The following is a 12,194-nucleotide window of genomic DNA, read 5'->3' on the forward strand; positions in this document are numbered from 1 at the left end:
AACCTTTTCTATCAATAAATAAAAAGAGCGGTTTTCACCGCTCTTTTTTTTGATTTTAAAAATTAAAATTTAAATGACACACCGGCATAAGTAGAAAAACCTTCACCTGGTGAAGATCGCGCTACATCAGCACCTTTATCATTCAGACCAGGAATCACGACCGCAGCATATTTCTCATCCGTGATATTTTTAAAGTTGATCCAGGTTTTCCACGATTGATGTTCTGGTGCATAACCCACGTCAATGCCCCAGATCTGATAGTCATCACTGAATCGGCTATTGGCATAATCATGTGCCATCTTCGATGCATATTCGGTATTCAAACCAATATAGAGGCCATTATTCAAGGCATAACTTAGTTGAGCCTGATACAGATGTTTAGGGATTCCTGGCAACTGGTTCTTGCCAAACAATGGATCATTTTTGTACTGGAAATCGCTAAGGGTATAAGCCTGTTGCAGACGCAGTTCGCCATATTGGGATTCATGCAATGGCGTATCTAGACTTAGCTCCACCCCTTGATGAATCGTTGGCGTCGCATTTTCTTCTACACCGATTCTTTCCTTTGGTGTATTGGGATCAACAGTATCTCCATAATCCTTAATCATTTCAGAGGTTAACAGTTCATTTTTTACTTTAGAATAATAGTAGCTCAGTGCCCAGTCTCCAAAGCCCGATTGTCCACGTCCGCCCAGTTCAAAGCTATTAGCGGTTTGCGTGTCCAAATAGATTGGCGCACGCACTCGATTTGATGCAGCTCCATTGTCTTTAGGATAATAATAAGGTGAAGACCAAGCCATCGCCCAGGGATGTGCCGGCTCAATACTGCGGCTTAAATTGGCAAACCATTGCACAGAGTCATTCGGCTGATAGGTCAACCCAAGTCGTGGTGCAAAATTCCATTCATAACGACTGACTTCAGGACTCGCCACAGGATAAGTTACTTCACTTTCCCGATGGGTATACACCGCTGCCAATCCCAGATCTAATTTGAACTGATCATTTAATGTGGTTTCCTGATCAAATTGCAGGACGTTGTCTGAACCGCGATAGGTATAACGGCGGGTAACGGTATCTGCCGGATACAAAGTTCCATCAATAGTCGTATCACGTCGGATGGTTTCCGTTACACCACTGTCCGGACGATGAGTCGTGCTGCGCAAGGCAATACGCCCCTGATGCTCCAGACCTAGAAACTGGTAAGGTTTTTCATACTGGAAGCGCGCTGTAATATCTTCATAATCGACATTAGTACGATAACTGCTTTCACGTAAATCCAGCGGATAATGATGATAAGCCAGACTGCCGGTCAGTTTAGCATCATCCTGTAAATTCCAGGTCGTAGTATTGGCCAACCAGGTACTGCCTGGCTGAATCCGTTTGGCATCTACCGCTAAATTAAAGCTATTCGCTGCTTCAGGATCATTTTTGAGCTGTTCTTGCGTAATACGACCTGGAGTTAAATGCTTGCTCTCACGGTAACGGGCATAAAAACGGGTTTCGATATCCGGACTAATTTGATAGCCCAAATTAAAAGCCAGACCTTTGCCATCGCCTTCAGCATGATCCTGAATCCCATCGAACTGGGTACCCGTCAGCGCCAAATAATAATCCATCTGATCCAGCTTTCGGCCGGTACTAAACTGATATTTCTGATAACCATGACTGCCCATTTCATATTTGAGTTCAGAGCCATCCTGATCAGCGCCAGTCTTGGATTTATAGTTGATTGTTCCACCTAAGGCCAGTCCACCCTGTTTAAAGCCATTGGCTCCGCGATAGACGCCGACATGATCAATCCACCAGGGTTCTAGCAGTTCATACGCTGTACCACCCGGTCCGGTAAATGGAATATCATCAATCAGGACGTGCGTACCGGATGCATGTGCACCCGAAGTCCGGTTGATGCCTGAGCCACGGATCGATATTTTTGCACCTTCATTCCCTGCAGACTGGGCATAAATTCCTGGCTGTAAACGGAACACATCGGCCGTGGTTGCAAGTCGCTGCTGTTCTAGCTGCTGCTCGCCAATAAAATTCGTTCCTCCTGAAACCTGAGCCAGCTCTTTCTGATATTGCTGCTGCGGATTGGCATTTTGCTCAGCGCTGATCACAATAGTATTCAGCTGTTGAACGTTGCCCGGTTCTACGGCAGTTTCAGCATAAAGATGACCTGAGACAATCGACAAGATCATGAGGCTCAGCGGGCTTTTCTTGAGAGGAATTTTTGTCATGTGCATGGCGAGTTTATACAGTCCTGTATAAGTGATTCCGTTTTATGAGAGGAAATCAGTTTAAAAATTATGCTGTAGCATAGATCAACATTGTTATTTTCAGGAGTTATTTTCTGCCAAAAAATTGACTGATCAGCGTATGTTTTTTCATTTTATTTAATCTTTTTATTAAAAATCAACTTGCAAGATCAGAACCACATCCTCACAAGTTCCAAGAACTTAATTTTTAAGTATTTGATATTTAATAATATGATATTTAATTCTGCACAGATGTATTTCCACTTGGCAAAATGTAATACTTATCAAAAATTATAATCCACTAAACCAATTCTTTAATTTCGAAAGTTGATCGAAGTTGTATATTTTCTGACTTGAAGTAGACAAGATTAACCTCATCATCTTATAGAAAAATTGAAATTCTTGAGAGAAAAAAGTCCATTTTAAAAAAATCCTGACGATGCAGGATTTTTAAGAATCACGGGCTTATAGACATTCAACTATTCATTGATCAGTTGTAGTAGACCTGTCTTTTTTTGGAAAACCGATCCAGCTGTTTCAAGAAGCCTTCAAAATAATCTTTCTGCTTTTCTTCTGTGCGATAGCCGGCGTATAAAGTTCGACGTAAGCCTTCAGGCGCTACACAGTCTAAACGGCGTGATGTCACCCAGCCTTTCTGCTCATATTCATTTACCACCCAATCAGGTAATGCACCAATCCCGCGACCACTTGCCACTAACTGAATCAGCATTTGAGTCAAGTCGGTGGTGCGAATGGCTTTTGGTAGAATATTAGCGGGAATAAACAAGCGCGACATAATGTCTAAACGGTGTTTATCCACCGGATAAGTCACCAGCGTTTCTTCAGCAAGTTCCTGAACAGTAATCTCTTTCGCACGTACCAGTGGATGGGTATTGGATAAAACCAAGCGTGATTCGTATTCAAATATCGGAAAATATTCAATGCCTTTAAGCGCAATCGGATCAGCCGTAATTAAAAGATCAAACTCTCCGGTTTGTAATAATTCATGCGGATTCGATTCAAAACCTGAAGCAAAGTCCAGATCTACATCCGGATATTGCATCCGGTATTGATTGAGTAGTGGCATCAACCAGTCAAAACAGCTATGACATTCAGAGGAGAAAACTATTCGCCCGGTCTGGCCATGCACAATACGGCTGATATCACTCTGTGCAATTTGAACTTGCGGTAATATTTCATCTGCCAGTTTTAACAACCGCTCTCCAACATTAGAAAAGCTCACAGGGCGACTACGCCGATTGACCACTTCGACGCCAAACCATTGGTCGAGTTCACGTAGCTGATGTGACAAGGCCGATGGGGTTAAACATAAATCACTTGCTGCTGCAACCAGAGAACCATGCTCCCGCAGAGCAGTTAAAGTTCTTAAATGGCGAAGTTCTATCATGGCAAATACCGGAAATTTCAAAAGACGGATGACACTTAATCTGTCTTAAGCATAACCCATTTCTCTTGTTTTATTTAGTTTTTCTCATTTTTAAATAAAAATAGTGAGATATATTCACCTATTGGGTTTGTAAGCTTTAATTGCTAATCCCTTAATTTTTATTAACTTAATTTTCTTAGTTAATTTAAACATCATTAAAATAACCCATAAAATATCATTTAAACTTACAGCAGCAACAAGATAGAAAACTAACTCCGGTATAAAAGTCACAGAATAATTTTGCTGTATTCATACAATAAAAATTAGAAAGTATTTTAGAGGATGAAAGACTATGTCGAATCCAATCGATCGAAATGATGAAGAACTCACTGAAGAGCAACTTGATCCTCAAGAAAAACAGGATCGGGAGATCCAGCGAGGTCAATTAGGCCTTCATGATCCACAGCGACAACGCGATCAGTTGCGTCAGGAAAGACAGGACGAAGAACAGAATCAATAAATTTTCAAGGATTCAAAAATACAAAAAACTCCCCGTTCTTAAAAATAGATGGGGAGTTTTTTTCAGTATTAAAAAGTTAGGGACTAGTTTTTCGTATCACAACATCTTATACATCTGATCTAACCTGAACAGCTCACCTTCTTGGATGAGTGCTGTTTTACTATTTCGCTTCTGTAGAGGCTTTTGCTTGTAGGGGCTGCGCTTGTGTTTCTGCCGTTTTTTTCTTGGCCTGAATTTGTGCCGCTATTTCCTGATTTTTCTCAGCAAAACGCAAGCCGCCATCTCCGGCGAAACTAGTTTGGCTCATCGCCATACTGCTTCCCAAGATTAAAATCAGCTTAAAAAATTGAATTTTCATGTCTCTTCTGCCTTTTTATTCTAATGGTATTAAAAATAAGCAATTATTATTCCAATGTTTTTATGCTTATTTAGATTTTAACTGCACTTTCTATTTTATAGGGATAATCCTCGAAAACACAAAGTCAATCATCGTAAAAATATAAAAATCTGCAATAAGAATAAATAGATATTTTTACTACATCTCAGCTTAAATCACTATTGATTTTTTATTTAAATCAAAAAAATAGTTCAACAGCTTATTTGAATTATTTTCATTGACTAAAATACAGTGCAAATACCCCGAGCAATAACAAAAAAAGAATCGCTGTGCAGGATTTCCAGAAAGTGACTGGATGCTTTTCAAGCATAGGACGTGAAACTGATTTTTTAAATTTGAGATCTGGGTGTTTCAGATCATATATAAATGCTGAAAGTGCCTCATAACGCTGCTCCGGGCGAATAGAAAGCGCTTTTTTAAAGATTGCATCCAGGCCATGTGGCAGATCCGGTCGATACTCATAAAGTGGATGATATCGAACCTGCTTTAAGGCCTTTTCGGTCTTGCAGCGCGCGAGGTCTGTCCCATAAGGTAATTGCCGGGTTAATAAATAATAACTCATCACCGCCAGCGAGAACTGGTCTGATTTTACTGAGGGCGAGCGTCCAATAAAATATTCAGGTGCCATAAAGGCCAAGGTTCCCAAAGGAACATCTGCATGTTTAGGATTCAGTTCAACCAGACCTCTGACCGCCGCCGACCCATAATCAATCAGTTTCACTTTCAAGGTATCGGCTGATTCGAGCAGCATGACATTTTCTGGCCGTACATCCTGGTGCAGCATTTCAAGACGGTGCATGGCATTCAATGCTTTGGCCACCTGCTCAATGATCGGGAGCAACTGTTGTAAAGTTAAAGCAGTTTTTTGACGATGCAGCCAGCGACTTAGGTTTTCCCCTTGCAAGTATTCATAACTTTGAAATAAAAACTTCTTGCTGCCCTTATGTGGATAGCATTGCAGCAGATTTTCATGTTTTAAGCGTTTCGATACCCAGTCTTCTAGCTGGAATTGTTCTATCGCTTTCAGGTCATCCTGCACATCGACAGACAAGGTTTTAATGACCAGCTGATTTTTTGTCGCTTCATCACGCGCCAAATAGAGGCTGCTACGATGATTTTGGTGCAGGATTTTATCAATTCGATAACCTTCAAACAGATCACCATGACTTAGCTGTTGCGGAAATAAAACATGGCTCTTGATATGAAAGGATTCCTCATCAGGCAACTGTTCCACTTTAATGATTTGAATGGTGAGATTGTCATCACTACCCCGCTTTAAGGCCAGTTCGACTATAGACTTGGCAATGATATCCAGATGTTGTTGCTGTTGCAGCAGATCTGATATGAGCTGCATATCAATAAACTCATAGACACCATCTGTCATCAAGATAAAGAAATCATCTTCACATAATTCAAGCTGCTGATAATCGACATCGATACGATGGTCGGCACCCAGTGCACGACTTAAATAATGTTCTGTTGATGACAGGCAAACACGGTGATCATCCGTCAACTGTTCAATGGCTTGTGCCTGAATTCGATAAATCCGACTGTCGCCAGCATGAAAGATATGTGCCCTATTTTGTTTCAAAATCAGTGCACTAAAGGTGCAGACATAACCCTGGTCTTTATCAAAACGCCCGCGGCTTTGCTGGGTTTGTGCATAGAGCCAGGAGTTGGTCGCACGAATGACCCGTGCCGCTGAAGTTTGGGTACTCCATGCATCTGAAGTCGAATAATAATCCGATAGAAAACTGCTGACAGCAGTTTCTGCTGCAATATGACTGACATTGCTGCTGCTGATTCCGTCTGCAATTGCACAGGCAATGCCCTTACTGCTAAGCGCATGGCCTTCCGGAATATAGACCCCATGAAAGTCCTGATTCTGTGCTTTGATTCCAGCGGAAGAATATTGCCCAATGCTGATCTTTAATTTTTTATTCATTTTAAATACTCAAAAAGGGATCGAATTGATCCCTTTAATCTCAAGGCATAAATCATCATGCTCAGATTAGAATTCTTTTTTATCGCCAGTACGTACATGCGTGGTATAGAGCGCCAGACCTGTCAGTGCCAGACCACCCACCAGATTCCCCAGTGCCACCGGTAATTCATTCCACAAGAAATAGTCTGTAATCGAGAAATCACCGCCCATCATCATGGCAAATGGGAACAGGAACATATTCACCACTGAATGTTCAAAGCCCATGGCGAAAAACAGCATGATTGGCATCCACATCGCGATGAATTTGCCACTGACCGTGGTCGACATCATGGCACCAATTACCCCGAGTGATACCATCCAGTTACACAGCATGCCGCGGATAAAAATTGTCATCCAGCCAGCAAAGCCATATTCGGCATAGCCCAAAGTCCGGTCTTCCCCAATATGGGCAATTTTCACCCCGACCGCGTTCGGTTCAGCTGCGAAACCCATGGTATAGACTGCGGCCATCAACACTGCCACGGTTAAACATCCGGCAAAGTTACCTAAAAAAACCAGTCCCCAGTTTTTTAAAATACGTGACCACGTTACCCCAGGACGTTTATCTAGCCAGGCTAATGGAGTCAATACAAATACCCCAGTGAGCAGGTCATAGCCCAAGAGATACAACATGCAGAAACCGACTGGAAATAGCAGCGCACCGATCAGTGGCACCCCTGTTTGTACCGCAATCGTCACGGCAAATACTGCTGCCAGTGCCAGAATTGCGCCTGCCATAAACGCACGAATTAAAACATCACGCGTGGCCATATGAAGTTTTGCCTCACCGGCATCGACCACTTTTTTTGCAAACTCTGCAGGAGCAAGATAAGCCATATTTTTATCCCCTTTATATAAATTACTTGCCTGTTTGCAAATAAAAAGACGCCTAAGGTCTATTTCAACCCTAGGCGTCTTTGCCTTGCATTATTCAAACAGATCAATTGTGTCATGGCGCCGTTGCCATATTTAATATAGATAAAAGCAAATAGCATGCCATTTATTTAAAATTATTTTTTAGAATTTAATTAATTATTTTAAAATTTAATCCTTATAATTATATTGGCACAATCTCTGCATTATCTATAGCGGTCATTTTTAAAATATAGCTATTGGAGAAGATTATGATTAGCCATCGTCAACAAGTGGCAGACATGATTATTTCAGCGAAAGTTTTAAAGTCTATCAAAGGGGCAGATGTCGCTGAAGCAATAGGCCTTTCTAAAGAATGGGTGACTGCTGCATGTTTAGGTCAGATGGCTTTTAATAAAGAACAGGCAGAAAAAATTGGTGAAATATTTGGACTGACTGATGAAGCCATCGCCTGGCTGCAAATCGTACCCTATAAAGGCTCTCTGCCAACCAGTGTGCCGACAGATCCGCTGATTTATCGCTGGTATGAGGTGGTCAGCGTCTATGGCATGACCATTAAAGAGCTGATCCATGAAGAATTCGGAGATGGTATTATGAGTGCAATTGATTTCAGTATGGATATTCAACGTGAGAATAACCCAAACGGAGATCGGGTGAATGTCGTATTATCCGGAAAGTTTTTACCTTATAAAACTTATTAATCCTCTGCTATAAGAATAAAAGCCATTATTAAAATGGCTTTTATTTTATCTGCACTTATTAAATTCATTTATTTTTTAAAATCGTCACTAAAATATATATAATTTTTTATCTAAAATTAAACATATAAACTATAAATGGTTTTATTTTTATTCGATGAATTCAATCATCCTGTCCTTTTTTAATAATACCTTCCTATCCTGAATATTGGGTTCATCATTTTATTATTGAGTTAGCAAAAGCAACAAAAAGGATATTGCTATCCTTTTTATTGATTCATTTTAAATCAGGAATGTAGTGTTATTGCTGTGCTTCTGCCAGATGACGTTCAGTCACGGCCTGTTCATATAAACGCTGTTCTTTTTCTTTATGCTCGACAGAGAAGCGGATCATCAACACACAACTTGCAGCAATCACTACCAAGCCACCCAGTACCATCAGAGTAGTTTGAATATCCAGCATGCCTTTTAACAGGAAACCCGCAGCCACTGCGCCGACATTGCCACCTGCACCAATAATACCGGCCACACCACCCAAGGCATCACGGTCGATAAAAGGCACCAGTGCATAGGTAGCGCCACATGCCATATGAGTAAACAAGGCAAAGATGGTCATCGCCATAATAGCCAAGGTCGCGCTATTCATTTGCGAGAATAGAATAAGAAACAGACCTTCCAGCATGATCAAGGCAAACAGAACTTTGGTTCGACCATCCAGACCTTTTTGAATCGCGACTTTATCCGAAACAATGCCACCCAAGGCGCGGGCAAACAATGCCAGTAAACCAAAAATTCCGGCAGTCATGCCTGCTTCTTTTAGGCCAAACTGGAAGTTGTCGACAAAGTACAAGGCAATAATATTATGGATGAAAATTTCAATACCAAAACAGGCTGCGTAAGCCCCAAACAGAATCCACACACGGTAATTACGTGCGGCATGTATCAGAATGGCAAGACTACCTTTTTTATCGCTACCGACAGAAATACCTTGCGCACGGAGTTCTTTAAAATTACCTTGTGGACAGTCTTGGGTGAATTTCCAGTACAGCACACCGACAATGATCATCAGAATACCCGGCACCAGAAGCGCAATTCTCCATCCCATTGCCTGTTCTACACCGAACATGACCAAAGCAGCCAGCATTAAAGGCATCAGGGCTTGAGTCGCACCGCCACCGGCATTCCCCCAACCTGCTGTAGTTGCATTTGCCGTTCCCACCACATTTGGCGCAAACATGATACTGGTATGATATTGGGTAATCACGAAGCTGGCACCGATGGCGCCAATCAATAAACGGAAAAACAAGAAAGATTCATAACTGTTGGCCGATGCCACACCAAACACCGGAATACTGCCAATAATCAGTAAGGCGGTATAGGTTTTACGCGGACCGTACTTGTCACATAACGGCCCCACGATCAGACGCACCAGAATGGTAATCGCGACTGCGGCAATATTGATATTGGCGATCTGCTCTTTGGTCAGGCTGAATTCACCGGCAATCACAGGCATTAAGGGTGCACAGGCAAACCATGCAAAAAAACAGACAAAAAAAGCGAGCCAACTCATATGGAAGGCCCGCATCGCTGAACTACTGAAGTTAAATAGACTTATTTTTGTTGCTTTATTGAGACTTGTATTTGAAGACATAGCCATTTCCTTACCAGAACTGAACGTATTTAAGTCACTGTGATGCACCAGGCATGTCAGTAACGATCAGAACGGACGTCATTGGCCGTCATACAAATGTAGAGTCTTCTTTGACTTTAATCAGGTATATGCACAGGTCATGCCAGATTATTTTTAACATAAAATAAACTATTCTTTTATATAAAATAATTTTTATTTCACTTTCAAATTTAGACTTTTCTTTCTTAAAAATAGAGAGAAAAATAGATATCTTCTGAGAAATTATGAGCAAAACAGCGATAGGATGACCTGCCCGGAGTCATTGCTGGTTTAAATCGGTGCAGGGCTGGATCAAATAATTTTTCCCTTTTCAAAATGCAGCAGTTGTGCCTGTAAATACGCCACTTCATCTACATGATGAGTCACATAAATCATAGGTAAATCTGTTTGATGAATCACAATTTTCAGAAAAGGTAAAATCTGGTTTTTCAGCTTTTGATCCAGTCCATTTAAAGGCTCATCCAAAAGTAATAGGTCGGGAGAAGATAAAAGTGCACGACCGATAGAAACGCGCTGTGCCTGTCCACCAGAAAGCTGATGCGCCCGATACCGAAGTAGTGGCTTTAATTCGAGTAACTCCACAATGTCTTCAAACGTAAATTTCTGCTGACCTTTATTTTTTATATTTAGCTGTTCTGCATATTTCAAATTCTGCATGACATTCAGATGCGGAAACAGTAGGGCTTGCTGAAAAATCAGGGCAATTTTTCTTTGATGAACAGGAATATTCAGTTTCTGCTGATGATCAAATAATATTTTTTGCTGAAAATGAATAAAGCCTTGTGATGGTTTTAATAGCCCTGCAATATTTTTTAAAAAGGTGCTTTTCCCACTTCCTGAGGCTCCCACAATACCAATCAATTGTGTCTGCATATCCAGACTGGCCTGTAGCTGGAAGTTTGCGTAATTAAACTGAAAATCACACTTCAGCATCTTAACCCTCCAATTTACGTTGATACTTCTGCATGATCCAGTAATTTGCAATCAAGGCTGAAAAAGCCAGAATCAGAGATAAAATGACCAAACGCATAGCCATACTTTCTCCATCAGGCTGTTGTAACAGGCTATAAATGGCGATGGGAATGGTACGGGTTTCTTCTGGAATATTGCCAACAAAGGTAATCGTGGCACCAAATTCTCCCAGACTGCGGCTGAAACATAAAATGCTGCCGATTAAAATTCCAGGCAAAGCCAGAGGCAGGCTAATGCTACAGAATACCCGCCATGGTGTGGCGCCCAAAGATCCTGCCACCTGTTCTAACTGCCGGTTGATCATTTGAAAAGACAAGCGAATTGGTTGAACCATTAAAGGAAATGCCACAATCATTGCTGCCAGTACCGCACCTTTCCAGTTAAATATCAGCTGAATTCCCCATTTATGTAGATATTGCCCCAGCATACCCTGATGACCAAATAGCAGGAGCAGAAGATAGCCCAGTACTACCGGCGGTAGCACCATAGGCATCTGCAATATTGCCTCTACGAGAAATTTGGCCCTGAATTCATAACGCGCCAGTAACCATGCTACGGCGATAGCAAATGGCAGACACACCGCTGTGGCAAAGCCCGCTACTTTGGCTGAAAGCGCTAAGGCACTCAGTTCTTCTGGTGTAAGCATGAGCAGTTAGCCTACCTTAAGCTTAAAACCATATTTCTGGAAAATCTGCCTGGCCCTTGGACTCGTCTGGATAAATTCAGAAAATTGGACTGCTGCCTGATTTTTCTGGCCCTGCTGGGTTAAAGCAATCGGATACACAATCGGACGATGTGTACTGGCTGGAAATACTCCCGAAATTTTAACTTTTTTACTCATCAAGGCATCGGTTCTATACACAATGCCGATCTGACATTCGCCACGTTCTACAAAAGCCAAGGTTGAACGAACGCTATCCGTACCGACTATTCTGCCCCGAAGCGGATTCAACCAGCCTAGCCGGGTTAAGCTTTGCTTGGCATATTTTCCGGCAGGCACCGATTCCATTTGTCCGGTACATAGATAGCCTTGAAAGGCTTTAGCAAGATTAAAGTCGGCTGACATTTTAAAATGATTTTTTTGCTGAATAGGACTAATCAATACGAGTTCATTCAAAAGCAAAGGTCGAATCTGACCGATCTGAATTTTTTGTTTCTTGATCAGATCATTCATCCAGTCTAGGTCTGCAGAGAAAAATAGATCACTGCTGGCTCCCGCCGCAATTTGTTTCGCCAATACCGAAGACGCAGCAAAAACCGGAACGATCTGGATGTCCCGATGCTGTTGCTCATATAGTCTGGAAATATCAGTAATCGCATTGGTCAGGCTGGCTGCGGCATATATTTTAACTGTTTCGGCATACAGCATGGGGCTAGTCAACAGCACGCCAGTGAGTAGAACTTTGAATAAATCCATCTTT

The 12,194-nt window shown here is 41.7% G+C and carries 11 protein-coding genes; 2 read left to right on the top strand and 9 right to left on the bottom strand.

Annotated elements, in window-relative coordinates:
* Nucleotides 1-62: 62 nt before the first annotated feature.
* The gene (locus tag I6L24_RS11550) at nucleotides 63-2,240 is read right to left on the bottom strand and encodes a TonB-dependent receptor family protein (RefSeq protein ID WP_216986037.1); all 2,178 of its coding nucleotides are present in this window, start codon (nucleotides 2,238-2,240) and stop codon (nucleotides 63-65) included.
* 502 nt (nucleotides 2,241-2,742) lie between these two features.
* Entirely contained in the window at nucleotides 2,743-3,660 is a 918-nt protein-coding gene (locus I6L24_RS11555; protein WP_216986038.1) for a LysR family transcriptional regulator, read from the bottom strand.
* Nucleotides 3,661-3,991: 331 nt separating this feature from the next.
* Between I6L24_RS11555 and I6L24_RS11560 the strand changes: the two genes are divergently transcribed.
* Nucleotides 3,992-4,159 (top strand): hypothetical protein, encoded by a 168-nt coding sequence (locus I6L24_RS11560; RefSeq protein ID WP_216986039.1) that lies wholly within the window; start codon nucleotides 3,992-3,994, stop codon nucleotides 4,157-4,159.
* Nucleotides 4,160-4,319: 160 nt separating this feature from the next.
* Here the strand turns inward: I6L24_RS11560 and I6L24_RS11565 are convergent, their stop codons facing one another.
* The 3 genes from I6L24_RS11565 to I6L24_RS11575 form a co-directional block, all read right to left on the bottom strand.
* Complete coding sequence (locus I6L24_RS11565) at nucleotides 4,320-4,517, bottom strand: hypothetical protein (protein WP_216986040.1); 198 nt, start codon at nucleotides 4,515-4,517, stop codon at nucleotides 4,320-4,322.
* 253 nt (nucleotides 4,518-4,770) lie between these two features.
* On the bottom strand, nucleotides 4,771-6,501 hold the full coding sequence (locus I6L24_RS11570; RefSeq protein ID WP_216986041.1) for a bifunctional protein-serine/threonine kinase/phosphatase: 1,731 nt from the start codon (nucleotides 6,499-6,501) through the stop codon (nucleotides 4,771-4,773).
* A gap of 66 nt (nucleotides 6,502-6,567) precedes the next feature.
* Entirely contained in the window at nucleotides 6,568-7,377 is an 810-nt protein-coding gene (locus I6L24_RS11575; protein WP_004646987.1) for a formate/nitrite transporter family protein, read from the bottom strand.
* A gap of 287 nt (nucleotides 7,378-7,664) precedes the next feature.
* On the opposite strand from I6L24_RS11575, the gene cynS reads away from it, so the two are divergent.
* Nucleotides 7,665-8,114: a cyanase gene (cynS, locus tag I6L24_RS11580; protein ID WP_216986042.1), complete on the top strand. Its 450-nt coding sequence runs from the start codon at nucleotides 7,665-7,667 to the stop codon at nucleotides 8,112-8,114.
* 298 nt (nucleotides 8,115-8,412) lie between these two features.
* Here cynS and I6L24_RS11585 read toward each other — a convergent pair whose 3' ends face one another.
* From I6L24_RS11585 to modA, 4 genes are all read right to left on the bottom strand, one after another.
* Entirely contained in the window at nucleotides 8,413-9,762 is a 1,350-nt protein-coding gene (locus tag I6L24_RS11585) for an MFS transporter (protein ID WP_216986043.1), read from the bottom strand.
* A 330-nt stretch (nucleotides 9,763-10,092) separates the two neighbouring features.
* The gene (locus tag I6L24_RS11590) at nucleotides 10,093-10,734 is read right to left on the bottom strand and encodes an ATP-binding cassette domain-containing protein (protein ID WP_216986044.1); all 642 of its coding nucleotides are present in this window, start codon (nucleotides 10,732-10,734) and stop codon (nucleotides 10,093-10,095) included.
* Between the two features lies 1 nt (nucleotide 10,735).
* Entirely contained in the window at nucleotides 10,736-11,419 is a 684-nt protein-coding gene (gene modB / locus I6L24_RS11595; protein WP_005096929.1) for a molybdate ABC transporter permease subunit, read from the bottom strand.
* Nucleotides 11,420-11,425: 6 nt separating this feature from the next.
* Nucleotides 11,426-12,190: a molybdate ABC transporter substrate-binding protein gene (gene modA, locus I6L24_RS11600; RefSeq protein ID WP_216986045.1), complete on the bottom strand. Its 765-nt coding sequence runs from the start codon at nucleotides 12,188-12,190 to the stop codon at nucleotides 11,426-11,428.
* Nucleotides 12,191-12,194 lie beyond the last annotated feature (4 nt).

The organism is Acinetobacter lwoffii (assembly GCF_019048525.1).
Classification (GTDB): Bacteria; Pseudomonadota; Gammaproteobacteria; order Pseudomonadales; family Moraxellaceae; genus Acinetobacter; species Acinetobacter lwoffii_K.

Excerpts from the sequence above, each read along its gene's own strand:
- I6L24_RS11550 (WP_216986037.1), bottom strand. The coding sequence starts at position 2,240 with ATGCACATGACAAAAATTCCTCTCAAGAAAAGCCCGCTGAGCCTCATG.
- I6L24_RS11555 (WP_216986038.1), bottom strand. The coding sequence starts at position 3,660 with ATGATAGAACTTCGCCATTTAAGAACTTTAACTGCTCTGCGGGAGCAT.
- I6L24_RS11560 (WP_216986039.1), top strand. The coding sequence starts at position 3,992 with ATGTCGAATCCAATCGATCGAAATGATGAAGAACTCACTGAAGAGCAA.
- I6L24_RS11565 (WP_216986040.1), bottom strand. The coding sequence starts at position 4,517 with ATGAAAATTCAATTTTTTAAGCTGATTTTAATCTTGGGAAGCAGTATG.
- I6L24_RS11570 (WP_216986041.1), bottom strand. The coding sequence starts at position 6,501 with ATGAATAAAAAATTAAAGATCAGCATTGGGCAATATTCTTCCGCTGGA.
- I6L24_RS11575 (WP_004646987.1), bottom strand. The coding sequence starts at position 7,377 with ATGGCTTATCTTGCTCCTGCAGAGTTTGCAAAAAAAGTGGTCGATGCC.
- cynS (WP_216986042.1), top strand. The coding sequence starts at position 7,665 with ATGATTAGCCATCGTCAACAAGTGGCAGACATGATTATTTCAGCGAAA.
- I6L24_RS11585 (WP_216986043.1), bottom strand. The coding sequence starts at position 9,762 with ATGTCTTCAAATACAAGTCTCAATAAAGCAACAAAAATAAGTCTATTT.
- I6L24_RS11590 (WP_216986044.1), bottom strand. The coding sequence starts at position 10,734 with ATGCTGAAGTGTGATTTTCAGTTTAATTACGCAAACTTCCAGCTACAG.
- modB (WP_005096929.1), bottom strand. The coding sequence starts at position 11,419 with ATGCTTACACCAGAAGAACTGAGTGCCTTAGCGCTTTCAGCCAAAGTA.
- modA (WP_216986045.1), bottom strand. The coding sequence starts at position 12,190 with ATGGATTTATTCAAAGTTCTACTCACTGGCGTGCTGTTGACTAGCCCC.